The 24,858-nt window shown below is 76.3% G+C and carries 20 protein-coding genes; 12 read left to right on the top strand and 8 right to left on the bottom strand.

The window, feature by feature from the left end; genetic code table 11:
* Positions 1 to 76: 76 nt before the first annotated feature.
* Positions 77 to 655, top strand: a complete 579-nt coding sequence (locus K5O09_RS06460) for a PH domain-containing protein (RefSeq protein WP_222171959.1) — start codon at positions 77 to 79, stop codon at positions 653 to 655.
* Positions 652 to 2,325 (top strand): PH domain-containing protein, encoded by a 1,674-nt coding sequence (locus K5O09_RS06455; RefSeq protein ID WP_255596172.1) that lies wholly within the window; start codon positions 652 to 654, stop codon positions 2,323 to 2,325. The genes K5O09_RS06460 and K5O09_RS06455 overlap by 4 nt, the downstream gene beginning before the upstream one ends.
* Here the strand turns inward: K5O09_RS06455 and K5O09_RS06450 are convergent.
* On the bottom strand, positions 2,288 to 2,947 hold the full coding sequence (locus K5O09_RS06450) for a TetR/AcrR family transcriptional regulator (protein WP_222171958.1): 660 nt from the start codon (positions 2,945 to 2,947) through the stop codon (positions 2,288 to 2,290). The genes K5O09_RS06455 and K5O09_RS06450 overlap by 38 nt on opposite strands.
* Positions 2,948 to 3,105: 158 nt before the next feature.
* Here K5O09_RS06450 and K5O09_RS06445 point away from each other — a divergent pair, with 158 nt between their 5' ends.
* The 4 genes from K5O09_RS06445 to K5O09_RS06430 all read left to right on the top strand — a co-directional run bounded on the left by K5O09_RS06445 (position 3,106) and on the right by K5O09_RS06430 (position 7,990).
* Complete coding sequence (locus tag K5O09_RS06445) at positions 3,106 to 4,578, top strand: MFS transporter (protein ID WP_255596305.1); 1,473 nt, start codon at positions 3,106 to 3,108, stop codon at positions 4,576 to 4,578.
* A gap of 156 nt (positions 4,579 to 4,734) precedes the next feature.
* A complete protein-coding gene (locus K5O09_RS06440) occupies positions 4,735 to 5,412 on the top strand; it encodes a TetR/AcrR family transcriptional regulator (protein WP_222171956.1) in 678 nt (225 codons plus the stop codon).
* Positions 5,413 to 5,444: 32 nt separating this feature from the next.
* Positions 5,445 to 6,353: an ABC transporter ATP-binding protein gene (locus K5O09_RS06435; protein WP_222171955.1), complete on the top strand. Its 909-nt coding sequence runs from the start codon at positions 5,445 to 5,447 to the stop codon at positions 6,351 to 6,353.
* Complete coding sequence (locus K5O09_RS06430; protein WP_222171954.1) at positions 6,350 to 7,990, top strand: ABC transporter permease; 1,641 nt, start codon at positions 6,350 to 6,352, stop codon at positions 7,988 to 7,990. Before K5O09_RS06435 ends, K5O09_RS06430 begins: the two co-directional genes overlap by 4 nt.
* A gap of 8 nt (positions 7,991 to 7,998) precedes the next feature.
* Here K5O09_RS06430 and K5O09_RS06425 read toward each other — a convergent pair whose 3' ends face one another.
* Both K5O09_RS06425 and K5O09_RS06420 read right to left on the bottom strand, forming a co-directional pair.
* The gene (locus K5O09_RS06425) at positions 7,999 to 8,340 is read right to left on the bottom strand and encodes an MGMT family protein (RefSeq protein WP_222171953.1); all 342 of its coding nucleotides are present in this window, start codon (positions 8,338 to 8,340) and stop codon (positions 7,999 to 8,001) included.
* A 5-nt stretch (positions 8,341 to 8,345) separates the two neighbouring features.
* Positions 8,346 to 9,461: a PP2C family protein-serine/threonine phosphatase gene (locus K5O09_RS06420; protein WP_222171952.1), complete on the bottom strand. Its 1,116-nt coding sequence runs from the start codon at positions 9,459 to 9,461 to the stop codon at positions 8,346 to 8,348.
* Between the two features lie 96 nt (positions 9,462 to 9,557).
* Between K5O09_RS06420 and K5O09_RS06415 the strand changes: the two genes are divergently transcribed.
* Positions 9,558 to 10,829 (top strand): GNAT family N-acetyltransferase, encoded by a 1,272-nt coding sequence (locus K5O09_RS06415; protein ID WP_222171951.1) that lies wholly within the window; start codon positions 9,558 to 9,560, stop codon positions 10,827 to 10,829.
* 64 nt (positions 10,830 to 10,893) lie between these two features.
* On the opposite strand, the gene K5O09_RS06410 is transcribed toward K5O09_RS06415, so the two are convergent.
* The gene (locus K5O09_RS06410) at positions 10,894 to 11,346 is read right to left on the bottom strand and encodes a ribose-5-phosphate isomerase (protein WP_222171950.1); all 453 of its coding nucleotides are present in this window, start codon (positions 11,344 to 11,346) and stop codon (positions 10,894 to 10,896) included.
* Between the two features lie 149 nt (positions 11,347 to 11,495).
* Here K5O09_RS06410 and K5O09_RS06405 point away from each other — a divergent pair, with 149 nt between their 5' ends.
* Positions 11,496 to 13,472: a M13 family metallopeptidase gene (locus K5O09_RS06405; RefSeq protein ID WP_222171949.1), complete on the top strand. Its 1,977-nt coding sequence runs from the start codon at positions 11,496 to 11,498 to the stop codon at positions 13,470 to 13,472.
* Positions 13,469 to 14,440 carry a DMT family transporter gene (locus tag K5O09_RS06400; protein ID WP_255596171.1) on the top strand — a complete coding sequence of 324 codons (972 nt, stop codon included), beginning with the start codon at positions 13,469 to 13,471 and terminating at the stop codon, positions 14,438 to 14,440. Before K5O09_RS06405 ends, K5O09_RS06400 begins: the two co-directional genes overlap by 4 nt.
* Positions 14,441 to 14,589: 149 nt before the next feature.
* Here K5O09_RS06400 and K5O09_RS06395 read toward each other — a convergent pair whose 3' ends face one another.
* Positions 14,590 to 15,141 (bottom strand): hypothetical protein, encoded by a 552-nt coding sequence (locus tag K5O09_RS06395; protein WP_255596170.1) that lies wholly within the window; start codon positions 15,139 to 15,141, stop codon positions 14,590 to 14,592.
* A gap of 16 nt (positions 15,142 to 15,157) precedes the next feature.
* Positions 15,158 to 15,709 (bottom strand): disulfide bond formation protein DsbA, encoded by a 552-nt coding sequence (locus K5O09_RS06390; protein ID WP_222172632.1) that lies wholly within the window; start codon positions 15,707 to 15,709, stop codon positions 15,158 to 15,160.
* Between the two features lie 301 nt (positions 15,710 to 16,010).
* Here K5O09_RS06390 and pepN point away from each other — a divergent pair, with 301 nt between their 5' ends.
* The gene (gene pepN / locus K5O09_RS06385; protein ID WP_222171948.1) at positions 16,011 to 18,641 is read left to right on the top strand and encodes an aminopeptidase N; all 2,631 of its coding nucleotides are present in this window, start codon (positions 16,011 to 16,013) and stop codon (positions 18,639 to 18,641) included.
* Positions 18,642 to 18,662: 21 nt separating this feature from the next.
* Here the strand turns inward: pepN and K5O09_RS06380 are convergent, their stop codons facing one another.
* The gene (locus K5O09_RS06380; RefSeq protein ID WP_222171947.1) at positions 18,663 to 19,220 is read right to left on the bottom strand and encodes a toxin; all 558 of its coding nucleotides are present in this window, start codon (positions 19,218 to 19,220) and stop codon (positions 18,663 to 18,665) included.
* A gap of 3 nt (positions 19,221 to 19,223) precedes the next feature.
* Positions 19,224 to 21,500, bottom strand: a complete 2,277-nt coding sequence (gene malQ, locus K5O09_RS06375) for a 4-alpha-glucanotransferase (protein ID WP_222171946.1) — start codon at positions 21,498 to 21,500, stop codon at positions 19,224 to 19,226.
* On the opposite strand from malQ, the gene K5O09_RS06370 reads away from it, so the two are divergent.
* Both K5O09_RS06370 and K5O09_RS06365 read left to right on the top strand, forming a co-directional pair.
* A complete protein-coding gene (locus tag K5O09_RS06370; protein ID WP_222171945.1) occupies positions 21,499 to 23,703 on the top strand; it encodes a prolyl oligopeptidase family protein in 2,205 nt (734 codons plus the stop codon). The genes malQ and K5O09_RS06370 overlap by 2 nt on opposite strands.
* A gap of 85 nt (positions 23,704 to 23,788) precedes the next feature.
* A complete protein-coding gene (locus tag K5O09_RS06365; protein ID WP_255596166.1) occupies positions 23,789 to 24,850 on the top strand; it encodes a mechanosensitive ion channel family protein in 1,062 nt (353 codons plus the stop codon).
* The last annotated feature ends 8 nt before the right edge of the window (positions 24,851 to 24,858 follow it).

Genomic DNA, 24,858 nt, shown 5'->3' with positions numbered 1-24,858 from the left:
CCGCCGCCGGGCGGTCCGCGCCACGCCGCCCGGCGGCGAGGGTTCCCGTCCGGCGGCGCCCGGGTCAGACTGGGGCATGGACCCGACCTCGGCCGAGCCCACCCCGCCCTCCCCCGCGGCGCCGCGGCACGACTCCGTGCACGACGCCCGGCTGGACCTGCCGCCGCCCGCGCTGCGCCTGCGGCCCCCGACGCACCGCGTCGACCCCCGCGCCCGCCGCTGGTGGGTGCTGCGCGGGCTCGTCACCGGCGGCGGCGCGACCGTCGTCGTCGCGGTGCCGTGGTGGCTGTGGGAGCCCGCCCGGCCGTGGCTCGCCGTCCCCCTGGCGCTCGCCGCGGCCTGGACCCTCGCGCGCGTCCTGGTCGAGCCGCGCCGGCGGTACGCGGTGCACCGCTGGGAGACCACGGACCACGCGGTGTACGGGCTCTCGGGCTGGATCACCCGGGAGTGGCGCGTCGCCCCGCTGTCACGCGTGCAGACCGTCGACGCCGTCCGCGGGCCGCTCGAGCAGGCGCTGGGCCTGGCGACCCTCCGGGTGACCACCGCGTCGAGCAGCGGCGCCCTCACCATCCGGGGGCTCGACGCCGAGCTCGCCGCCGAGGTCGCCGAGCGGCTCACGCAGGTGACCGAGCGGACGCCGGGGGACGCGACGTGAGCGAGCGAGCCGACACGCCCACCACGGCCGAGGCCGCGCCGGGCTCCGTCACGGATGCCGTCCGCGAGGCCGACCGGCCCGCCGCCGACGACGGGACGCCGTGGTCGCGGCTGGACGCCCGCATGGTCCTCGTCGACCTCGTGCGCTCGCTGCTCTCCCTGGTCCCGTCCGCCGTGGCCGTGGGCGTCTTCGGCGTCGAGCCCACCTGGGAGAGCCTCTGGCCGCTGCTGCTCGTCGCCGCGGCCGGTCTGGCGGGCGCCGGGCTCGACCTGCTCCGGTGGGCGTTCACGCGCTACCGCGTCACCGACGACTACCTCGAGCGGCGGACCGGCGTGCTGGTGCGGCGCTACCGGTCGGTGCGGCGCGACCGCATCCGCAGCGTCGACACCACCGCACGGCTTCGGCACCGCCTGTCCGGGCTGCGCGTCGTGCTGGTCGGCGCCGGTCAGCAGCTCGCCGCCGGCGAGTCGGCGCTCGCCCTGGACGCGGTGTCGCGCCGGGACGCCGACGCGCTGCGCGCCGTGCTGCTGAGCGGGCCCCGCGCCCCGGCCGCCGACGCCGAACCTCCGCGGGTGCGCGTCCTCGCCCGCTTCCGGCCGTGGTGGGTCGTCTACAACGTGGCGGGCGTCTGGGCGTTCCTCATGGCGGGCGGTCTGCTGTGGGGCGGGTATTGGCTGCTGGAGGGCTTCGGGCTCGACCCGGCCGGGTGGGTGCGCGGGCTGCTCGACTGGGAGGCCCGCGGTCGCACGGGCACGGTCGTCGTGGCGCTGCTGCTGATGTTCGTGATCGGCGCCCTCGGCATGGGCGCGAACTTCCTGGCCACGTCGTGGGGGTTCGAGCTGGCCCGCGTGCCGGGCGAGGAGGGGACCCAGCTCCGCACCCGGCAGGGCCTGCTGACCACCCGCGAGGTCAGCCGGGACGACCGGCGGCTGCGCGGCGTCACCGTCTCGGAACCGGTGCTGTGGCGGTGGGCGGACATGGCGGACACCCTGGTCATCACCACCGGGCTGTCGCTGTTCTCGCCCTCCCAGCCGGCGTCGATCCTGCCCCGGGGACCCGGCTCCGTGGCGTGGCCGGTGGCGCGCGCCGTTCTCGACGCGGACCCCGACCCGTTCGCAGCGCCGCTGCGCCGGCACCCGCCGGGCGCCCGGCGGCGACGGCTGTGGTGGGCCACGGCGACGACCGGCGCCGTCGTCGGGCTGCTGGTGCTGCTCGCGTCCTCCGGCGTCCTGCCGGCGGCGGCGCCCTGGTGGGGTGCGGCGCTGTGGCCGGTCGCGCTGGCAGCCGCCGAGGTCGCCTACCGGGCGCTCGGGCACACGGTGACCGGGGACCACCTGGTGGTGCGGTCCGGGCTGGCCGCCCGTGCGACCACAGCGCTGCGGCGGGACGCGGTCAGCACCGTCGCGCTGCGGGAGTCGGTGCTCCAGCGCCGGCTCGGGCTGCGGACCGTCGCCGTCATGACCGCGGCCGGCTGGGGGCGGTACGAGGCGCCCGACGTCGACGCGGACGAGGCGCTGCGGTTCGCCGTCGCGGCGGCGCCGGGCCTGCTGGAGCCGTTCCTCGTGCGCGACGACCAGGAACCGGGCGGGGCGGCGGGTGGGGGCCGGGCGCCCGGGGGCGGCGGGCGCGACGTCAGGCGTCCGCGGCCTCGCGCTCCCTGGCCGACGTGAGCCGGCCGGTCGCGAGCGGCAGGATCACCGCGTCGACGAGGCGCGCGGCGAACGCCGCGTCCATCGGCCGGTGCGCCACGACCTTGCGGTAGTGCACCATCGCGAGCGCGACGGCCGTGATCATCTCCACGTCCGCGTCGGGCGACGTCTCGCCGCGCAGCTCGGCGCGCTCGAGGACGTCCCGCATGAGCCGCGCCTGGCTGGCGACGAACTGCTCGTGGAAGACGGCGGCCACCTCGGGCTCCTCGCGGATGGCCGACATGACGCCGTGCATGAGGTCGTCGTTCTTCAGCCGGGAGGCGCGGGTGGCCACGGCCAGCAGGTCGTCGCGCAGCGAGCCGGTGTCCGGGACCTCGTCGATGGTGAGCTGCTTGGCGCAGAGCATGCTGTCGACCGTGAGCTGCACCTTGGAGGACCAGCGGCGGTAGACGGTGGCCTTGCCGGCGCCGGCCCGCTCGGCCACGGCGTCCATGGTCATGCCGGCGTACCCGCGCTCGCGCAGCAGCTCGCGCGCCGCGCTGAGGATCGCCTCGTCCTTGGCCTCGTCCCGGGGGCGCCCGGGGCGGGCGGCAGGTGCGGGCGCGGGCAGCGCGACGTCCGCGTCGTCGCCACGCGCTGCCATACCCGCTCCCCTCCGTCCCGGCCATTGTGCCCGCCGGGACTCCCGGGACACAAATCGAGACCGATGGGTTTCGGAACTAGCCGGTCTTGGATTACCGTCGTCCCATCCCCACACCGACGTCCTGAGGAAGCACACCTGTATCCACACCCGACGCCGCCCTGCCGGCACCCGACCCGCGGCGCTGGCTCGTCCTCGCGACCGCCGCGCTCGCCCAGCTCATGGTCGTGCTCGACGCGACCATCGTGAACATCGCCCTGCCCTCGGCCCAGGCCGAGCTCGGCTTCTCCGACAACGACCGCCAGTGGGTCGTCACCGCCTACGCCCTGGCGTTCGGCAGCCTGCTGCTGCTCGGCGGGCGCCTGTCCGACATGATCGGGCGGCGCCGCATGTTCCTCATCGGGCTCGTCGGGTTCGCGGTCGCGTCCGCACTCGGCGGAGCCGCCGGGTCCTTCGAGCTGCTCGTCGCCGCCCGCGCGCTCCAGGGCGTGTTCGGCGCGGTGCTCGCACCCGCCGCACTGTCCGTGCTGACCACCACGTTCACCGTCCCCCGGGAGCGGGCGCGCGCGTTCGGCGTGTTCGGCGCGATCGCCGGCATGGGCGGCGCCATCGGCCTGCTGCTCGGCGGGTACCTGACCGAGAACCTCGACTGGCGCTGGAACCTCTACGTCAACGTCGTCATCGCCGCCGTCGCCCTGGCCGCCGGTACCGCGCTGCTCCCCCGGGCCGGGGGCACGGCCGGCCACCGCCTCGACCTGCCGGGCGTGCTGCTCGGCTCCGCGGGGCTGTTCGCGCTGGTCCTCGGCTTCTCGCAGGCCGAGCCGCAGGGCTGGGACTCCCCGGCCACCTGGGGACCGCTGGCGGCGAGCGCCGTCCTGCTCGTCGGCTTCGTGCTGCGGCAGCGCACCGCCTCGCACGCCGTGCTGCCGCTGGAGGTCGTGCTCGACCGCGACCGGGGCGCGTCGTTCCTCGCGATCCTCGTCGCCGGATCCGGGATGTTCGGGGTCTTCCTGTTCCTCACGTACTACCTGCAGTCGACGCTCGGCTACGCCCCGATGCGCACCGGCGTCGCGTTCCTGCCGATGGTCGTGTCCATCATCGTCACCGCGCAGATCCAGTCGAACCTGCTGATCCCCCGCTTCGGCCCGAAGGTGCTGGTCCCGATCGGCATGCTGCTGGCGGCGGGGGCGATGCTGACGTTCACGACGCTGGACGTCGACAGCAGCTACGCGCACGTCCTGCCGGGACTGGTGCTCATGGGGGTCGGCATGGCCTCGATCATGCCGGCGGCGTTCCAGCTCGCGACGCTGGGCGTCGAGCCGCGCCTGGCCGGCGCCGCCTCGGCGCTCGTCTCCACGAGCCAGCAGGTGGGCGGCGCCATCGGCACGGCGCTGCTCAACACGCTGGCCGCCACCGCGGCGACCACGTACGTCGCGGCGCACGCCCCCGCCACCCCGGAGGTGCTCGCGGCCGCCGCGCTGCACAGCTTCGACACCGCCTACACGTGGTCCGCGGGCATCTTCGTCGGCGGTGCGGTGCTGGCTGGCGTGCTGTTCCGCCGGCTGGACGACCGCCGCGCCCGGGCGGCGGCGCCCGTCGCCGTGACGGCCGAGGCGGCGGTGGTCGCGCACTGAGCCACCCGGTCGCGGCCACGCACCGGCCGCGACGGTCGCACCGCGAGGGCGGGCCGCACGACGGCCCGCCCTCGCGGCGTCCCCGGGTGGGCGGCGATCCGCGTCGCCGTCCACCGGTCGTTGCACCCCGCTGAACGGGCGTCTAGCATCCTGAACATGCGTTCAGCCGCTGCGGACCCGGACGACCTCACCGCCCGCGCCCGCATCCGGGACGCCGCGATCCTCCGGTTCGGGCGCGACGGCTTCCGGACGGGCGTGCGCACCGTCGCGCAGGACGCCGGGGTCAGCCCCGCGCTCGTGCTGCACCACTTCGGCAGCAAGCAGGGGCTGCGCGAGGCCTGCGACGCCCACGTCCTCGCCACGATCGCGGCGCACAAGACCGAGACGCTCGGGCCGGCCGGCGCCGACGCGGTGCTCCTGAAGATGGCGCAGGTCGAGTCCTTCGCGCCGCTCGCCGCGTACGTGGTCCGCAGCCTGCAGGACGGGGAGGGCCTCGCCCGCGGCTTCCTCGAGTCGTTCGTCGCCGACACGCGCCGCTACCTCGAGGACGGCGTCGCCGCCGGCACCGTCCGGCCCAGCCTCGACGAGGCCGCCCGCGCCCGCTGGCTCGCGCTCAGCGGCATCGGCGCCCTGCTCGTCCACCTCAGCCTCCACCCGGTCGGCCCCGAGGGGCTCGGCCCCGCCCTGCGCGCGTACGCCGACGCAGCCGCCCTGCCCGCGCTCGAGCTCTACACGCAGGGCCTGCTCACCGACCCGGCCCTCCTCGACGCGTACCGCCGGCAGGCCGGCCACGCGCCGCCCGGAGCGCCGGCCCCGACCCCACCCGCCGCCTGAACCCCTCCCCGCGACGAAAGCCCGTGATCCCCGTGCCCGCTGTGATCGACGTCGTCCGGCTCACCAAGTCCTTCGGCCCCGTGCGCGCGCTCGACGAGCTCGACCTGCGGGTCGAGGCCGGCGAGGTGCACGGGTTCCTGGGCCCCAACGGGGCCGGCAAGTCCACGACCATCCGCGTGCTGCTCGGGCTGCTGCGCGCCGACGCCGGCACGGTGCGGCTGCTCGGCGGGGACGCCTGGTCCGACGCGGTCGCGCTGCACCGTCGGCTGGCGTACGTGCCGGGCGACGTGACGCTGTGGCCGAAGCTCACCGGCGGGGAGGCGATCGACCTGCTCACCCGGCTGCGGGGCGGCGCGGACCCGGCGCGACGGGCCGAGCTCCTGGACGCGTTCGACCTCGACCCCACGAAGAGGGCCCGCACCTACTCCAAGGGCAACCGCCAGAAGGTCGCGCTGGTCGCCGCGCTCGCCTCCGACGTGGAGCTGCTGGTGCTGGACGAGCCGACAGCCGGCCTGGACCCGCTCATGGAGCTCGTGTTCCAGCAGTGCATCGTCCGCGCACGCGACGAGGGCCGCACCGTCCTGCTCTCGTCGCACATCCTCGCGGAGGTCGAGCGGCTCTGCGACCGCGTGACGATCATCCGCGACGGGCGCGCGGTGCAGTCCGGCACGCTGTCCGGGCTGCGCCACCTGCACCGCACGACGGTCACCGCCACCGTCACCGGCGACCCCGGCGCGGTCGCGTCGCTGCCCGGGACGCACGACGTGCGGGTGGACGGCCGGACGGTGCACCTGTCGGTCGACGCCGAGGCGCTCTCCCCCGTCACCGCCACGCTGGCGTCACTCGGGCTGACCGCCCTGACCACCGCGCCGCCCTCGCTGGAGCAGCTGTTCGTCGAGCAGTACGGCCGCAGCGCCGCCGGTGCCGGGGCGTCGTCGTGACCGCCGCGACCGCCGCGACCCGGCCCCGCCGCACGGGACCCGCGCCCGGCGGCCCGCTCGCCGGGGCGGGTCACCTCACCCGGTTCGCCCTCCGGCGGGACCGCGTCCGGATCGGGGTGTGGACGCTGTCCCTCGGCGGGCTCGTGGCGTACTTCGGCGCCGTGGTGCCGACCGTCTACCCGGACGCCGCCGCCCGCCGGACCCGCGCCGCGATCATGCGCGAGCCGTCCGGTGCCCTCCTGACGGGCCCCGGGTACGGGCTCGACGACTACACGTTCGGCGTGATGATCGCCAACGAGGTGCTCGGCATGCTCGCCGTGGCCGCCGCCCTCATGTCGATCCTCCTGGTCGTCCGGCACACCCGCGCGGAGGAGGAGGACGGGCGCACAGACCTGGTGCGCGCCGGGGTCGTCGGCCGCGCCGCACCCCTCGCCGCCGCGCTCGCCGTCATGCTCGTCGCGGACGCCGCGGTGGCGGTGGGGCTGCTGGGCGCGCTGACGGCGAACGGCCTCGACGCGCGCGACAGCGCCGCCGTCGCCCTCGGCGTCGCGGCGGTCGGCGTCACGTTCGGCACGGTCGCCGCCGTGACCGCGCAGCTCACCACCGGTGCCCGCGCCGCCAGCGGATCGGCGGGCGCCGTCCTCGCCCTCGCGTTCCTGCTCCGCGGTGTCGGCGACGCGCGACGGACCGGCGGCAGCGCGCTCTCGTGGGCGTCCCCCGTCGGCTGGGCCCAGCAGACGCGGGCGTTCGTCGACCTGCGGTGGTGGCCGCTGCTGCTGCACGTCGCCGCCGCCGCGGTGCTGCTCGCCGTCGCGACCGCGCTCGCCGTGCGCCGGGACGTCGGCGCCGGGCTCGTCCCCGAGCGCCGCGGGGCCGCCCGCGCCTCCCGCTCGCTGGCCGGTCCGGTGGGCCTCGCGGCACGCCTCGAGCGGGCGGGGCTCGCCTGGTGGGCGGCCTCCCTGTTCGCCTTCGCCGCGCTGACCGGCTCGATGACGCAGGGCATCGTCGACAGCTTCGCGGACCAGCCGCAGCTCGCGCAGGCGTTCGGGTCCACCGGCGGCGACGACCTCGTGCTGGGCACCGTGTCGACGTTCCTGGGGATCCTGGCCATGGCGGTCGCCGTGCACGCGGTCACGGTCGTCGGGCGGCTGCGCCGCGAGGAGACCGACGGCCGGGCGTCCGCCGTGCTCGCGGCGGCCGTCGACCGGCGCGCGTGGCTGGGCGCACAGCTCGGCGTCGCCGTCGCGGGGGCGACCGTGCTGCTGCTGGCGAGCGGCCTGGGTCTCGGCCTCGGGGCGGCGGGAGCGGTCGACGGCGCGGTGACCGCGTGCACCCTCGCCTCGCTCGCGCACCTGCCGGTCGTCGCGGCGTTCGCCGCGCTCGCCGCCCTGCTGCACGGCACCGGGTCACCGGCGTGGCCGGGGTGGGCGCTGCTGGTCGCCTCGGTGGTCGTCGGGGTGTACGGGCCGGTGCTCGGGCTGCCGGACTCGGTGCTGGACCTCGCGCCGTTCGGGCTGGTCCCGGCCATGCCGGCCGCCGCGCTGGACCTCGCGCCGCTGGCCGCCCTGACGGCGGTCGCGGTCGCGCTGACGGCCGGTGCCCTGGCCGCAGTGCGGAGGCGGGACCTGCGGGGCTGACCGCCCGCTCAGCCGCCGGGCGGGTCGTCGGGGAACCACACCGCGCGCCGCAGCGCGACGCGCGTACCGTCCGCGGTCAGCGGGGTGCCCTCCGCCCGCAACCGGCCCAGGGCCGCCAGGGCGTGGTGCGCGGGCGGGGACCCGGCCGCGTTCACCACCCGCCACCAGGGCACCCCGCTGCCGCCGCGCGCCATGACCCGGCCCACCTGCCGCGGTCCGCCGCGGGCGGGCAGCCCTGCGGCGACGAGGCGGTCCTGCACCACCTCGGCCACCAGCCCGTACGTCATCGCGCGCCCCGGCGGGATCGCCCCCACGACGTCCAGCACCGCCTCCAGGTAGTCCTCGTCCACGGCCGTCAGTCCCGGCGCACCAGGACGAGCGCCCGGTCGTCGCCCTCGCTCGCGCCGATCCGCGCGATCACGTCGTCCGCTCCCCCGCGCCGCGTCGCGAGCACGTCCTCCGCGGCGCCACGGAGCCGGTCGATGCCCAGGTCGAGGTCACCGCCCGGCGTCTCGACCAGCCCGTCGGTGTACAGCAGCAGGGCGTCGCCCGGCTCGATGCGGCCCCGCGTCCGCCCGAAGCACGCGCCCTCGACGACGCCCAGCACCGGGCCGCCCGGCACGGTGAGCAGCTCCACCACCCCCGACCCGGAGTGCAGGTGCACCGGCGGCAGGTGCCCCGCGGACGCCACCTCGTAGTCGCCCGTCCCCAGGTCGACCGACAGGTGCACGGCGCTCGCGAACCCCTCGTCCCACGCCTGGCCCAGCAGGTACGCGTTCGCGGCGGGCAGGAAGTCCGCGCTCTCGAGGTGCCCCACCAGCCCCGCGAGCGCCCCGGAGAGCTGCAGCGAGCGCACGCCCGCGCCCTGGCCCTTGCCGGAGACGTCCACCAGCACGAGCTCGAGCACGCGGCCGTGCTCCCGGGTGGCCGTCACGACGAAGTCACCGGAGAACGCCTCCCGGTGGGCGGACCGCAGCGCCGTCTGCACGGACCAGCCGTCCGGCAGCGCCGGCACCACGCCGTGCGCCGCGAGGCGGTCGCGCAGGTCGACGATCATGAGGCCGCCCGGCGCGCCCTGCAGCCCCAGCCGCTCCCGCTGCGTCGCGAACGCCAGCACGGCCGCGACCGCGACGCCCTGCAGCACGAACGTCCCCGGCGTGAACACCCCCAGCCCGGCCAGCGGGATGCCCAGCACCTGCACGACGATCGCGGCGCACAGCACCACCATGCCGCGCAGCCGCAGCAGGAACGCGCCGAGCAGCTCGATGAGCACGAAGGTCGACGGCGGGAACCAGGGCCGGGCCAGCACGATGCCGGCGGACGCCAGCAGCGTCAGGCCGACCAGCAGCAGCGTCAGCGCCCCCTGCGACCCGAGCCCCCAGCGCAGCAGCACCCGGCGGACCCGGTCCGGCACGCCCGGGGCCCGGCGCGGACGCGACCGCCGCGGGGCCGGGGCGTCGCTCGGGTTCATCCCGCGAGGGTATCCAGCCCGCCGCGGCCGCCGGCAGAGCCGCGCCGGGCCGGAAAACGGCGTGCCCTGCCCCGCACCCGCGGTCAGGATGGGCCCATGACCAGCGCACCCGAGGGCTACCGCCTGACCGAGATCACCTCCGACCGCCTCCCCGAGTTCCGGGCGCTCGACGCCATGGCGTTCGCCGAACCGGCGCAGGACGCCGAGACCCTGGCGGCGGTGCCGTTCACCGTGCCGCTGGAGCGAGCCGTCGCCGTCGCGGACGCCGCCGACGAGATCGTCGCGGTGCACGGCTCGTACGCGTTCGACCTGCCCGTCCCGGGCGGCGAGCTGCCGTGCGCCGGCCTCACCTGGGTCGGTGTGCGCCCCGACCACCGTCGCCGCGGGCTGCTCACCGCGATGATCGCCGCGCACCACGAGCGCTCGGCGCGCCGCGGCGAGGTCGTGTCCGCGCTCTTCGCCGCCGAGCCCGGGATCTACGGCCGCTTCGGCTACGGGTCCGCGTGCGACGACGTCCGGCTCACGCTGCCGCGCGGCGCCGCCCTGCGCGACGTCCGCGGGTCCGACGCGCTGACCGTGCGCTTCACCACCCTGGACGCCGACCGGCACGAGGGCCTCGTGGCGGACGTGCACGCCGCCGCCGGGCGGGGACGGCCCGGGTGGCTGCAGCGCGGATCGGACACCCTGCGGCGCATCGCCGTCGTCGACCCGCCGGCGTGGCGCCGCGGCGGCGAGCAGGCGCGCCTGGCGACCGTGCACGACGCGGCGGGGGCTCCGCGCGCGTACGCGATCCTGCGCCGCACGGAGACGTGGGGCGACGGCGGCGCGGAGTACACCGTCCACGTACGCGCGGCCGCGGCGGTCGACGCGCCCGCGGCGCACCGCCTGTGGTCGTTCCTGCTGGACCTCGACCTGACGACGACCGTGAACTCGGGGATGCTCGCCGTGGACGACCCGCTGCTCGCGCTGCTCGTCGACGCCCGCCGGGCGGTGCCGAAGCTGAGCGACAACCTGTGGCTGCGGCTGCTCGACGTGCCCGCGGCCCTCGCCGGGCGCCGGTACGCGGCTCCGGCCGACCTGGTGCTGGGCGTGCGCGACGCCCGGCTGCCCGGGAACGACGGGGCGTGGCGGCTCGTCACGGGCGACCCGGTCGCGGACGGCACGCACCCGGCGCGCGTGGAGCGCACCGGTGACGCCCCGGACCTCACGCTCGACGTCCGGGAGCTCGGCGCGGCCTACCTCGGCGGCCGGAGCCTGACCGCCCTGGCGGCCGCCGGCCTCGTCGAGGCCGCGAGCGCCGAGGCGCTGCACCGCGCGACGGCCGCCTTCGGGTGGCCCGTCGCCCCGGTCTGCCCCTGGGTGTTCTGAGCGCCCCCGGGTGCTCGCAGCGCGCGTGCCCCCGGCCGGCCGGGCCGGGGGCACGCACGGGGCGTCAGGCGCGCGCGGCCTCGTAGGCGGCGAGCTGGTCGATGCGGCGCTGGTGCCGCGGGTCCTGGCTGAAGGGCTCCGCGACGAACGCGTCCACGAGCTCCAGCGCCTCGTCGACCGAGTGCTGGCGGGCGCCGATCGCGACGACGTTCGCGTCGTTGTGCTGGCGGCCCAGGCGCGCGGTGTCCAGGTTCCACGCGAGCGCGGCGCGGACGCCCGTGACCTTGTTCGCGGCGATCTGCTCGCCGTTGCCCGAGCCCCCGATGACGACCCCGAGGCTGCCCGGGTCCGCGACGACCGCCTCGCCGGCCGCGAAGCACACGGCCGGGTAGTCGTCCTGCGGGTCGTACTCGGCGGCCCCGTGGTCGACGACGTCGTGCCCCCCGGCGCGCAGGTGCTCGACGAGCGCGACCTTGAGCTCGAATCCGGCGTGGTCGGCGGCGACATGGATACGCATGGGGCCATCCTGCCGCACGCGGGAGGTCGCGCGGGCGCCTGCCCCGCGGAGCCACCCTGCGGTCGGCCGGGCGTCGCCCCGGCAGCGGGACCTAGGCTGACCCCGGCGCGCGCCCGCGCGCCCGCCGACAGAAGGGACGTCCCCCGACCATGACCCGCAGCGGCATCGACTCCTCGGCCTTCGACCCCGCGGTGCGCCCGCAGGACGACCTGTACGCGTACGTCAACGGCCGCTGGGTGGCGGAGCACGTGATCCCCGCCGACCGCGCCATGGACGGGTCGTTCCGCGCCCTGCACGACCAGGCCGAGGAGCAGGTCCGGGACATCATCGTGGAGGCCGGCGAGGCGCCGGACGCCACGGGCGTGCAGGCGCAGATCGGCGCGCTCTACGCCAGCTTCATGGACACCGACGCCGTCGAGGCCGCCGGTGTCGGGCCCCTGCGGCCCGACCTGGCGGCGATCGCCGCCGCGGCCACGCGGCAGGACCTCACCGACGTGCTCGGCTCGCTCCAGCGCACCGGGGCCGCCGGCGCCACCGCGTTCTGGGTCGACAACGACGCCAAGGACCCGGAGCGCTACGTCGTCTACCTGCACCAGTCCGGGCTCGGGCTGCCGGACGAGTCGTACTACCGCGACGAGCAGTACGCCGCCGTGCTGGCGGCCTACCGCCCGCACGTCGCGCGCATGCTGCGGCTGGGAGGGTGGGCCACCGACGGGGCCGCAGCGGACGAGGCCGCGGGGCGCGTCGTCGCGCTGGAGACGCAGCTCGCCGCCGGCCACTGGGACGTCGTCAAGGACCGCGACGCGGACCTGACCTACAACCCCACGACGCTCGCCGAGCTCGCGACCGCCGCGCCGGGCTTCGACTGGGAGGCGTGGGTGAGGGCGCTCGGCGCCCCGCAGGGTGCCCTGGACGCGCTCGTCGTCCGCGAGCCGTCGTTCGCGACCGCCTTCGCGGCACTGTGGGCGTCCGAGCCGGTCGAGTCGTGGCAGGCCTGGCTCGCGTACCACGCGACCACCGCGCGGGCGCCGTACCTGTCGTCGGAGCTGGTCGAGGCGAACTTCGACTTCCACGGCCGCACCCTCACGGGTGCCCAGGAGCTGCGGGACCGCTGGAAGCGCGGCGTCTCGCTGGTGCAGGGCGTGCTCGGCGAGGCGGTCGGCGAGGTGTACGTCGCCCGGCACTTCCCGCCGTCCCACAAGGAGCGGATGGAACAGCTCGTCGCGCACCTCGTCGAGGCCTACCGCGAGTCCATCACCGGGCTCGACTGGATGGGCGAGGAGACGAAGGCCAAGGCGCTGGCGAAGCTCGACGCCTTCACGCCGAAGATCGGCTACCCCGTGAAGTGGCGGGACTACTCCGGCCTCGAGCTGCGCGCGGACGACCTCGTCGGCAACGTGCGCCGGGCGTCCGCGTTCGAGCAGGACTTCGAGCTGCGCAAGATCGGCCGGCCCATCGACCGCGACGAGTGGTTCATGACGCCGCAGACCGTGAACGCGTACTACAACCCCGGCATGAACGAGATCGTGTTCCCGGCCGCGATCCTGCAGCCGCCGTTCTTCGACGCCGAGGCGGACGACGCCGTCAACTACGGCGGCATCGGCGCGGTCATCGGCCACGAGATCGGGCACGGGTTCGACGACCAGGGCTCGAAGTACGACGGCCAGGGGCGCCTCGAGGACTGGTGGACCGAGACCGACCGGGCGGAGTTCGAGAAGCGCACGGCCGCGCTCGTCGCCCAGTACGACGGCTTCTCGCCGGCCCAGCTCCAGGGGTCGCACCACGTCAACGGCGCCCTGACCATCGGCGAGAACATCGGCGACCTCGGCGGGCTGTCCATCGCGCTGCGGGCGTACCGGATCTCGCTCGGCCGACCGCTGGACGAGGCGCCGGTGGTCGACGGGCTGACCGGCGTGCAGCGGGTGTTCCTCGGCTGGGCGCAGGTGTGGCGCGCGAAGGGCCGCGACGAGGAGGTCATCCGCCGCCTCGCCACCGACCCGCACTCCCCCGACGAGGTCCGGTGCAACGCCGTGGTGCGCAACGTCGACGAGTTCGCCGAGGCGTTCGACGTGCAGCCCGGCGACGGTCTCTGGCTCGCGCCGGAGCAGCGCGTCCGCATCTGGTGACGGGCGTCGTCCCCGGGGCCGGCACGCCGCCGGCCCCGGTCATGGGAGCGCCCGCGCACGGCCCGGTCGAGCCGGTCGAGCCCGTCCACCCCGCCCCGGGCCACCGGTCGCCGGGCCGCCGCCGCGTGCTCCAGGCGATGGGTCTCATCGCGCTGGGCTCGCTGGGCATCCAGACGTCGTCGGCGTTGTCGGCGGGCCTGTTCGGGGCGCTCGGCCCGGCGTCGGTCAGCTCGCTGCGCCTGGCGCTGGCCGCGGCCGTGCTGCTGGTCGTGCTCCGGCCGCGGCTGCGCGGACGGTCGCGCACCCAGTGGACGGGCATCGTCGTGTACGGCGTCGCGATGGCGGCGATGAACCTCAGCCTGTACGCGGCGATCGACCGGATCCCGCTCGGCGTCGCGGTCACGCTGGAGTTCCTCGGGCCGTGCGCCGTGGCGCTGCTGGCGTCGCGGCACCTGCGGGAGGGGTTGTGCGCCGTCGCGGCGCTGGTCGGCGTCGGTCTCATCTCCGGGCCCGGCGGGGCGTTCGACCTGGCCGGCTACGCGTTCGCCCTGGCCGCCGCCGTGTTCTTCGCGCTCTACACCGTGTTCGCGGGCCGGGTGGGCAAGGCCGAGGACGGGCTGTCCGGCCTGGCGCTGTCCGTCGCGGTCGCCGCGCTCGTCGCCCTGCCGTGGGGCGCCGGCCGGGTCGCCGAGGTCACGGCCGGCCAGTGGGGCGTCCTCGCGGCGTCCGCGGTGATCGGCGTCGTCGTCCCCTACAGCGTCGACACGGTCGCGGCGCGCCTCACGTCCGCCCGGGTGGTCGGCACGCTGTTCAGCATCGACCCCGCGATGGGCGCGCTCGTGGCCCTGGTCGTGCTCGGCCAGAGCACCGGCCCGGCGGCGGTCGCGGGCATCGCGGTGGTCTCCCTGGCGGGCGCCCTGCTGGTGGCCACCTCCGGCCGCGACCGCCGCCCCGCCCCACCCCCCTGACCCCGCACCCCGCCCCCCGGCGAGTTCGGCAGTCCGAGGCGAGGTCGGCACCTGGAGCTGCCGACCTCGTCACCGGAGTGCCGGACTCGCCGGGTGGGACGGGGCGGGGCGGGAGGCCCGAGGGCGGATGGGCGGGTGGGTGGGTGGGGTCAGGGGAGGGTGGTCAGGGCCGCCGTCGCGACGCGGAAGCCCACGCCCGTGGCGTCGACGACGCACGACATGCCGTTGGACGCGCTCGTGCACGTGTACGGGCCGACGGTCTGGGCGCGTCCGTAGTCGAGGACGGGGGTGTCCGCCGAGGCGACCGCGGGGCCGGGGCCGTCGACGCACGGGGTCGTGACGCCGTCCGCGGTGTTGAGGACGATCACGTGGCCGGTGGTGCCGGTGCACCCCTCGGACGCCGGGACGGTGTAGCGGATGTTCGCGATGGTGCAGGTCACGCCGTCGGGCGACATCGTGCACGCGATGTTGCCGGTCGGGGAAGCGAAGGACAGCGCGCTGTCGCTCGTGGCCCGGTCGGTGGCGCCGGTCGTCTCGCCCACCGCGGCGGGCGTCGAGCCGGTCGTCGGCGACGCCGCGGGGTCACCGTCCCCGCGGCCGCCGAGCACGAGCACCGCCGTGACGACGAGCGCCAGCACGAGGACGACGTCGACCGCCACGAACGCCTTCATCCCGCGGCTCATCCCCGCGAACGCTCCCATGGTTCCCCTCCCCGGGTCAGTCGAAGACCGGGCCCTTGGTCCGGGTGCGCTTCAGCTCGTAGAAACCGGGCACACCGGTGACCAGCACGAACCCGTCCCAGAGCCGGCCGGCGTCCTCGCCGCGCGGCGCGGGCGTCATGACCGGCCCGAAGAACGCGGTGCCGTTGACGGCGACCACGGGCGTGCCGACCTCGTCGCCGACCAGGGCGATCGCCTCGGCGTGCGAGGCGCGCAGCTGCTCGTCGAACTCGTCGGTGTCGCCGTACGCCACGAGCGACTGCGGGAGGCCGACCTCGTCGAGCGACTCCCGGATGATGGCCCAGGTGTCCGTCCTGCCGCCCGGGTGCCGGCGCGTGCCCAGGGCGTCGTACAGGGGCTTGAGGTGCTCCACGCCGTACAGCTCCGTGGCGGCGGTCAGGACGCGGACCGCGGCCCAGGCGTCGTCCATGGCCGCGCGGTAGTCCTCCGGCAGGTCCCGGCCCTCGTTCAGCACCGCGAGGCTCATCACGTGCCAGCGCACGTCCACGTCGCGCACCCGCTGCACCTCGTCCATCCACCGCGACGTCATCCAGGCCCACGGGCAGGCCGGGTCGAACCAGAAGTCGGCGGTGTCGCGGGTGGCGGGCGGCTGCGTGTCGGTCACGGAGGGGCTCCTCGTGGGCGGGGCTGCGGGGTCGTGCACTGGTGCCGGGGCGCGCGGTGCCCCCGCGGGGACGGACCGGCGCGCCCCGCCATCATGCCCCGAGACCCGGGGGCGCTGTCACGCCGGGGGACGGCCGCGGTGCCCCGGCGACCCGGCGCACGGACCCGCCCGTTGGTGGAATGATGCGGCGACGGCCGCTCACCCAACCCCACGAGGAGACCCGCGCGTGCCCGCAGAGAACCTGACCCGTGACGAGGCCCGCACCCGGGCCGCCCTGGTGGACGTCCGGTCCTACGACGTGACGCTCGACCTGACCACGGGACCGGCGACCTTCGCGTCGACGACGACCGTCCGGTTCACCAGCCGCGAGGCGGGGGCGAGCACGTTTCTCGACCTCATCGCGCCGGCCGTGCACCGCGTCGTCCTCAACGGCACCGAGCTGGACCCGGCGGACGTCGTCGCCGACTCGCGGATCCGCCTGGACGGCCTGGCGGAGGAGAACGTCGTCGTGGTCGAGGCCGACTGCGCCTACATGAACACCGGCGAGGGCCTGCACCGGTTCGTGGACCCCGTGGACGACGAGGTGTACCTGTACTCGCAGTTCGAGGTCGCCGACTCCCGGCGCGTGTTCGCGGTGTTCGAGCAGCCGGACCTCAAGGCGACGTTCGCGTTCACGGTCACCGCGCCGGCGCACTGGGTCGTCGTGTCGAACTCCCCCGAGGCCGGCGCCCCGGTCCCCGTCGAGGGCGGCAGCAACCGCAACGGCGGCCGCGACGAGGGCACCGCCACCTGGACGTTCGAGCCGACGCCGCGCATCTCGTCCTACATCACCGCGGTCGTGGCCGGGCCGTACCACCACGAGCACGGCGAGCTGACCAGCAGCGACGGCCGCACGATCCCGCTCGGCGTCTACTGCCGCGGCTCGCTGGCCCAGCACCTCGACACCGCGAACATCCTCGACGTCACGCGGGCGGGCTTCGCGTTCTACGAGGAGCAGTTCGCCGTCCCCTACCCGTTCGCGAAGTACGACCAGCTGTTCGTCCCGGAGTTCAACGCCGGCGCGATGGAGAACGCCGGCGCGGTGACGTTCCTCGAGTCGTACGTGTTCCGGTCCAAGGTGCCGGAGGCCACGGTCGAGCGGCGCGCGGTGACGATCCTGCACGAGCTCGCGCACATGTGGTTCGGCGACCTGGTGACCATGCGCTGGTGGGACGACCTGTGGCTGAACGAGTCGTTCGCCGAGTACGCCTCGACGCTCGCGACCGCCGAGGCGACGCCGTGGACGACCGCCTGGACGACGTTCTCCTCGCTGGAGAAGGGCTGGGCGTACCGCCAGGACCAGCTCCCGTCGACGCACCCGATCGCCGCGGACATCCGCGACCTCGAGGACGTCGAGGTGAACTTCGACGGCATCACGTACGCGAAGGGCGCGAGCGTCCTCAAGCAGCTCGTCGCGTGGGTCGGCCAGGAGCAGTTCTTCGCCGGCGTCCGGCAGTACTTCCAGAAGCACGCGTGGGGCAACACCGAGCTGCGCGACCTGCTGACCGAGCTCGAGTCGACGTCGGGCCGCGACCTGTCGGCGTGGTCCGCGCTGTGGCTGGAGCAGTCCGGCGTGACGCTGCTGCGCCCGGAGATCGCCTCGGAGACCGGCGCGGACGGCGTCGAGCGCATCACCGCGCTGGCCGTGCGCCAGGAGGTCCCCGCGACGCACCCCGTGCAGCGCCCGCACCGCCTGGTGGTCGGCGGCTACGACGTGGTGCCCGGCCCCGACGGCGGCTCGCGCCTGGAGCGCACCGTGCGCGTCGAGCTCGACGTGGACGGCGAGCTCACGCCCGTCCCGCAGCTCGTGGGCGAACGGCGCCCCGACCTGCTGCTCCTCAACGACGACGACCTGGCCTACGCGAAGGTCCGCCTGGACGAGCGCTCGCTCGCCACCGCGATCGCGCACCTCGGCGACTTCGGCGGGTCCCTGCCCCGCACCCTGGTGTGGGCGGCGGTCTGGGACGCGACGCGCGACGGCGAGACCCCGGCCCGCGACTACGTCGACCTGCTGCTCGGCAACATCGCGCACGAGACCGACTCCTCGGTCGTCCTGGTGCTGCTGCGCCAGCTTCACACGGCGCTCGACCTGTACGTCGCGGCCGAGCACCGGTCGGCCACCGAGGTCGCCGCGGCGGACCGCCTGTGGACCCTCGCCACCGACGCCCCGGGCGGCAGCGACACCCAGCTCCAGCTCGTGAAGGCGTTCGCGGCGCGGGCGTCCACGCCCGAGCAGCTCGACGCGGTCGAGGCGCTGCTGGACGGCGGCACCCGGCTGGACGGCCTGTCGATCGACACCGACCTGCGCTGGGAGCTGCTGACGTCCCTGGTCGCGGGCGGTCGCGCCGGGGCCGAGCAGATCGACGCCCAGCTCGAGGCCGACCCCACCGCGACCGGGCAGCGCGCCGCGGCCGCCGCCCGCGCCGCCGTGCCGACCGCCGAGGCGAAGGCCGCCGCCTGGCAGGCCGTCGTCGAGTCGGACGCGCTGCCGAACGCGCTGCAGGCCGCGACGATCGGCGGCTTCGGCCGGGTGCACGACCGCGCGCTGCTGCGGCCCTACGTGGCGCCGTACTTCGAGGTGCTCGAGACGGTCTGGGCCGGGAAGACCAACGAGATGGCGCAGAACATCGTCACGGGCCTGTACCCGACCGAGCTCGCGGACGACGCCGAGGCCGACGTGGCGGGCGCCACCGACGCGTGGCTGGCCGCGCACCCCGACGCCGCGCCCGCGCTGCGCCGGCTGGTCGTCGAGGCGCGCGACGGCGTCCGCCGCACGCTCGCCGCGCAGGCCGCGGACCGCCACTACCACGAGGCCTGACGGGCTCCGGGGCGGGGGGGGTCACCGGGTGCCGGTGACCCCCGCCAGCCACCGCGTCGCCTCGCGCGGGCTGCGCAGCCGGACCACCGGCACCGCCCCGGACTCCGCGAGCGCGAGGTACTGCCTCCGGTAGGCCCCGTGCTGCGTCCACGACCACAGCACGATGTTCTGCTCCGGGTCCCGCCGCACGAACGAGCGCAGCGACTCCGTGTTGCCGTGGTAGACGGGCCGCCGGAGCACCGCCCGGGCGAGGGTCCGCCGCACCACCCGCGGCATGACGACCCGGCGCGGGTAGTCGAGCCAGACGATCGCGTCGACGTCGTCGGCGAGGCCCTGCCGGGCGCTCGTCCAGTTCCCGTCCACGACCCAGCCGCCCGGCGCGGCGTCGAGGAACTCCCGGAGCAGCGCGCGGGCGACCTCGGGGTCCTTCTTGACCCAGCCGGGACCCCAGAACACCTCGTCGAGCTCGCGGTGCGGCACGTCGAGCCGGCGCGCGAGCTCCCGGGCGAACGTCGTCTTGCCCGCGCCGGAGTTGCCCACCACCCGGACGCGCCGCAGCCGCGGTCGTGCCGAGGTCACGGGTCAGGCCTCGCCGAGGACCGCCGCGAGCGAGCGGAACCGGGCCGTGCGGAACAGGTCGTCGAGCAGCACCGGGCGCCCCGAGCCGTCGGCCAGCGGCACCCGCCAGTTCGGGTACTCCTGGTCGGTGCCGGGCTGGTTCTGGGCGCGCCGCTCCCCCACCGCGTCGGCCAGCGAGACCCCGACGAGGACGCTGGGCGTCCGCAGCACGTACCGGTGCAGGGCCTCGACGACCTCGCGCTCCGAGGGGTCGTCCCCGAGCATCCCGCGCTCGGCGAGCGCCGCCAGCATCGCCTCCCGCTCCGCCCGGGCGGCGCGCCGCACCTGCTCCACCGGCTCGGTCAGCAGCCCCAGCCGCTCGCGGAGCGCGACGTGCTCGTCGGCCAGGTAGCCCGCGGTCGGCGGCAGGTCGTGCGTCGTGACGCTGGCCAGCGCGAGGCGCCGGTAGTCCTCGGGCGGCAGCGGCCGGCCCTCGCCGTCCTTCTCGAACCAGAGGATGGACGTGCCGAGCACCCCGCGATCCGACAGGTAGTCCCGCACCCACGGCTCGACGTTGCCGAGGTCCTCGCCGATGACGACGGCGCCGGCCCGGTGCGCCTCGAGGGCCAGGATGCCGATCATCGCGTCGTGGTCGTACCGGACGTACGCGGCGTCCGCCGGGCTGTTGCCCTGCGGGATCCACCAGAGCCGGAACAGGCCGATGATGTGGTCGATCCGCACGGCGCCCGCGTGCCGCAGCACGGTGCGGAGCATGTCCCGGTACGGCCGGTACGCGACGCGCTCGAGCTCCGCGGGGTGCCACGGCGGCTGCGACCAGTCCTGCCCCTGCTGGTTGTACATGTCGGGCGGGGCGCCGACCGACGCGCCGCGCGCGAGCACCGGCCCGAGCGCCCACACGTCCGCACCGGCGGGGTGCACGCCCACGGCGAGGTCGTGCATCACGCCCAGGCCCATGCCGGCCTCGTGGGCCGTGCGCTGCACCGTGGCGAGCTGCTGGTCCGCGAGCCACTGCAGCCAGCAGAAGAACTCGACGCGGTCGGCCAGCTCGGTGCGGGCCCGCAGCGCGCCCGGCGCGGCGGGGTCGCGCAGCTCAGCCGGCCACGGTCCCGGCCCGTGCCGCTCGACCAGCGCGCACCAGAGCGCGAAGTCCTCCAGCCCGCGGCCCTCACGGCGGCGGAAGTCGTCGAACGCCGACTGCCGGGCCGCCGAGCGCGGGACCGCGAACACGACGTCCAGCGCCGCCTTCTTCGCCGCCCACACCACGTCCCGGTCGATCGGGCCGTCGTCCGTGTCGAGGGCGAGCGCCTGCTCCGCGGACCACTCCACGAGGGCCCGGTCGGCCGACGACAGGTACGCGGCCTCGTCGACGTCCTCCACCCGCAGGTACAGGGGGTTCACGAACCGCCGGGTCGTCGGCAGGTAGGGCGACGGGGTCAGCGGCGGCACGGGCTCGGCGGCGTGCAGCGGGTTCACGAGCACGAACTGCGCGCCCGCCTCGCGCCCCGCCAGCCAGGCCAGGTCGGCGAGGTCGCGCAGGTCGCCCGCGCCCCAGGACCGGCTGGACCGCACGGAGTAGAGCTGGACCATCAGTCCCCACGCGCGCCGCTCGTCGAGCGCCGCGGGCAGCTCGAGGCGGTCGGGGGTGACGGCCAGGGGGCTGGCGGCCTCGCCGGACGGCCCGGCGGTCCGCAGCAGGTGCCAGCCGAGCGGCAGGTCGGGCGGGACCACGAACGTCGCCCGGCCGATCTCGCGGCCGTCGACGGTCCGCGGGTCCACGTAGACGTCGGCCTGCTCCAGGTCGACGCGACGCGGCTCCGCGCCCGCCGCCCGGCGGCCGTGGCCCTCGGCGGCGTCCAGCTCGAGCCACGCGCGCACGGGGTCGCCGTGCGCGACGTGCACCGGCACCGTCGTGCCCTGCGACTGCCGGACGACGACGACGGGCGGCAGCACGCGGCGCCACGGGGCGTCCTCGGCGTGCCGCAGCGCCACCTCGACCCGCTCCGGCGTGGACGCGTCCACGCCCAGGGCGCCGAGCACCGCGACCAGCGTGCTCGCGGGGACCGCACGCTGCCCGCCGCCGAACTCCTGGAACTCCGGGGCGACGCCGTGCGCCCGCGCGAGGCGCACCAGGGACTCGGACGGCGGTGTGTGCGGTGCCACATCACGATCCTGCCAGAGCGGTGCTGCTCGCGCCGGTCGCCGCGCAGGAGGCCGGGCGGACGGACGCGCAGGTGGCACCGGCGCCGTCGGGCGCGCGCCCCGCCGTAGGGTGGCGCGCATGACCGCCGACCCCGTCCCCACCGGCCTGCCCGCCTACCCCGACGCCCGCCGGAGCGACCTCGTCGAGGACCTCCACGGCCGCGCCGTCGCCGACCCGTACCGCTGGCTGGAGGACCCGGACTCCGAGGAGACCGCGGCGTGGTCCGCGGCGCAGGACGCGCTGTACGCGGCGTACCGCGGCGGGGTGACGGCCCGCGTCCCGGCGGACCACCCGCTCGCGTCGGAGCGCCTCACGGCCCGGCTCGGCGAGCTGCTCGGCGCGGGCTTCGTCGGGGCCCCGGCGTGGCGCGGGCAGCGGCGCTTCACCGCCCGGCGGGCGGGCGACCATGAGCACGCCGTGGTGGTCGTCACCGAGCCCGACCCGGCCGTCCCGGGCGCGGAGCGGGAGCGGGTGCTCGTCGACCCGGTGGCGATCGACCCCGCCGGCACCACGACGCTCGACGCGTGGCAGCCCAGCAAGGAGGGCGACCTGCTCGCCTACCAGGTGTCGCACGGTGGTACCGAGGAGAGCGTCCTGCACGTCCTCGACGTCGCGACCGGCGAGCCCGTCGACGGCCCGGTCGACCGCGCGCGGTACTCCCCCGTGGCCTGGGAGCCGGGCGGGCGGGCGTTCTACTACGTGCGACGGCTCGCGCCGGAGCTGCTGCCGGAGGACGAGCGCCAGTACCACCGGCGCGTCTGGCGCCGCGTCGTCGGCACCGACCCGGCCACGGACCTGGAGGTCTTCGGTGCCGGGCTCGACATGACGAACTACTACGGCGTCTCGGTGTCGCGCGACGGCCGCTGGCTGATCGTCTCGGCGTCGGCCGGCACCGCCCCGCGCACGGACGTCTGGATCGCGGACCTCGAGGCGTCGGAGCCGGGGACGGTCCCGGAGCTGCGTGAGGTGGCGGTCGGGTACGACGCCGAGGTCGGCGCGTGGGTCGGGCGCGACGGGCGCCTCTACCTGCACACCACCCTCGACGCCGACCGCGGGCGCCTCGCGGTGGCCGACCCGCGGGAGCCGGGCGTCCCGCACTGGCGGACCCTGCTGGCCGAGCACCCGGAGGCCGTGCTGGAGGACGTCGCGCTCACGGACGGCGGGGGCGACGACACCGGTCCCCTGCGGCTGGTGGCGGCCTGGCGCCGGCACGCCGTGAGCGAGCTCACCGTGCACGACCCCGCGACGGGCGAGCAGCTCCCCGGTCCCGCGGGCGAGGTGGCCCTGCCCGGGCTCGGCTCGGTCGGCGGGCTCGTCACCCGGCCCGACGGCGGGCCGGACGTGTGGTTCACCTACACGGACCACACCACCGTCACCGAGGTGCACCGGTACGACGCGGCCGCCGGGACGACGTCGCTGTGGGCCGCACCGCCCGGGGCGGTCGCCGACCTGCCGGACGTCCGGGTGCAGCGCGTCGTGGCGACGAGCGCCGACGGCACGCCGGTCCGGGCGTTCGTCGTGGCCCGTGCCGACGCCCTCGACCCGGACGGCCGGCCGCTCGCCCCCGCGCCGACCGTCCTCTACGGCTACGGCGGCTTCCAGATCTCGCTCGACCCGGCGTTCTCCGCCACGACGCTCGCCTGGGTGGAGGCCGGCGGCGTCTACGTCGTCGCGAACCTCCGCGGCGGCGGGGAGAAGGGCGAGGCGTGGCACCGCGCGGGACGGCGCGGCAGCAAGCAGCACGTGTTCGACGACTTCCACGCCGTCGCGCGCCTGCTGGTCGACGACGGCTGGACGACGACCGACCGGCTCGCGTGCTGGGGCGGGTCGAACGGCGGCCTGCTGGTCGGGGCCGCGCTCACCCAGCACCCGGAGACCTTCGCGGCGGTCGTCTGCTCGGCGCCGCTGCTCGACATGGTGCGGTACCAGCGGTTCGGCCTGGGCGTCACGTGGACGGACGAGTACGGCGACGCGGACACGCCCGCCGAGCTGGACTGGCTGCTGTCCTACTCGCCGTACCACCGGGTGGTGGACGGCACCGCGTACCCCGCGACCCTGTTCACCGTGTTCGACGGCGACACGCGCGTCGACCCGCTGCACGCACGCAAGCTGGCCGCGGCGCTGCAGGCCGCGACGTCGGCGCCCGTGGACGAGGCCCCGGTGCTCGTGCGGCGGGAACGGGGCGTCGGGCACGGCGGGCGGGCGCTGTCGCGCACGATCGCACTCACCGTCGAGCAGCTCCAGTTCGTCGGGGACCGGACCGGGCTGGCGACCGCCCGCTGACCGGCCGCGGGGCGGCGCACAGGCCCGGCCGGGGCGGAGCGGGGCAGGTGGGCGGTCCCGGCGGCGGCCGGGCTAGCGTGGCCCGGTGACCACCGCTCTCCTCCGCCTCGCGCTGCCCGCCGCCACCGACCCCGCCCCGTCCGAGCAGCTCGCCGACGGCGCGAACGCGTTCGTCGACTGGCTGCTCGGGCCGGGCCTGCGCATCGCGATCATCGTCGTGGCCGCAGTCGTGACGCTGCTGCTGGTGCGGCGGCTCATCCGCGCCGTCACGGAGCACATCGCCGACGGCACGTCGCTCCTCCAGCGCGGGATCACCCGGCCGCTCGGCGCCACCGAGGTCGCCGCGGCCCTGCGGAAGGTCGGCCCGGTGGCGAGCGCCCGTCGCACGCAGCGCGCCCGCACCATCGGGTCCGTGCTGCGGTCGACCGCCGCCATCGTCATCGGCTCGATCGCCGTGCTCCTCGTGCTCGACCAGCTCGGGGTGAACATCGCGCCGTTCATCGCGTCCGCGGGCATCGTCGGCGTGGCGTTCGGCTTCGGCGCGCAGAGCCTGGTCAAGGACTTCCTGTCCGGCATGTTCATGCTGCTGGAGGACCAGTACGGCGTCGGTGACGTCGTCGACGCGGGTCCGGCGCAGGGCACCGTCGAGGCGGTCGGGCTGCGCGTGACGAAGATCCGCGACGCCGACGGCACCCTCTGGTACGTCCCCAACGGCTCGATGCTGCGGGTCGGCAACAAGACGCAGGGCTGGGCGAACGCCGTCGTCGAGGTCAAGGTCGACTACTTCGCGGACCTCGACCTCGTGCGGGACCTGCTGGTCGGCGCGGCCGCCCGGCTCGCGGCCGACCCGGAGATCGGCGACGCGCTGGAGGGTGCCGCCACCGTCACCACGGCCGAGGACCTCACCTTCGACGCCGTGACGGTGCGGATCGCGCAGCGCACGGCACCCTCCCGGCAGTGGGCGGTGGCGCGGGCCCTGCGCACCGCGGTCCGGGACGCGCTGGAGGACGCCGACGTGCCGCTCGCCGGGCAGCGGGACCTGCTGGCCGCGCACCGCGAGCGCGTGCAGGCGCAGGGGGCGGTCGTCGTCGACGGCCCCGACGCGCCGCCCGCGGACGAGGGAGCCGCGCCCGGCGGTCAGGGCTGAGGGCGCGT

This window comes from Cellulomonas sp. C5510 (assembly GCF_019797765.1).
Lineage (GTDB): Bacteria > Actinomycetota > Actinomycetes > Actinomycetales > Cellulomonadaceae > Cellulomonas.
The sequence above is the reverse complement of the archived record's forward strand: the minus strand, read 5'-3'. Positions and strand labels throughout refer to the sequence as shown.

What these genes read in the sequence shown, in the direction of transcription:
- K5O09_RS06460 (WP_222171959.1), top strand. Translation starts at nt 77, where the DNA reads ATGGACCCGACCTCGGCCGAGCCCACCCCGCCCTCCCCCGCGGCGCCG.
- K5O09_RS06450 (WP_222171958.1), bottom strand. Translation starts at nt 2,947, where the DNA reads ATGGCAGCGCGTGGCGACGACGCGGACGTCGCGCTGCCCGCGCCCGCA.
- K5O09_RS06440 (WP_222171956.1), top strand. Translation starts at nt 4,735, where the DNA reads ATGCGTTCAGCCGCTGCGGACCCGGACGACCTCACCGCCCGCGCCCGC.
- K5O09_RS06420 (WP_222171952.1), bottom strand. Translation starts at nt 9,461, where the DNA reads ATGAACCCGAGCGACGCCCCGGCCCCGCGGCGGTCGCGTCCGCGCCGG.
- K5O09_RS06415 (WP_222171951.1), top strand. Translation starts at nt 9,558, where the DNA reads ATGACCAGCGCACCCGAGGGCTACCGCCTGACCGAGATCACCTCCGAC.
- K5O09_RS06410 (WP_222171950.1), bottom strand. Translation starts at nt 11,346, where the DNA reads ATGCGTATCCATGTCGCCGCCGACCACGCCGGATTCGAGCTCAAGGTC.
- K5O09_RS06405 (WP_222171949.1), top strand. Translation starts at nt 11,496, where the DNA reads ATGACCCGCAGCGGCATCGACTCCTCGGCCTTCGACCCCGCGGTGCGC.
- K5O09_RS06395 (WP_255596170.1), bottom strand. Translation starts at nt 15,141, where the DNA reads ATGGGAGCGTTCGCGGGGATGAGCCGCGGGATGAAGGCGTTCGTGGCG.
- K5O09_RS06390 (WP_222172632.1), bottom strand. Translation starts at nt 15,709, where the DNA reads ATGACGTCGCGGTGGATGGACGAGGTGCAGCGGGTGCGCGACGTGGAC.
- K5O09_RS06370 (WP_222171945.1), top strand. Translation starts at nt 21,499, where the DNA reads ATGACCGCCGACCCCGTCCCCACCGGCCTGCCCGCCTACCCCGACGCC.
- malQ (WP_222171946.1), bottom strand. Translation starts at nt 21,500, where the DNA reads ATGCGCGCCACCCTACGGCGGGGCGCGCGCCCGACGGCGCCGGTGCCA.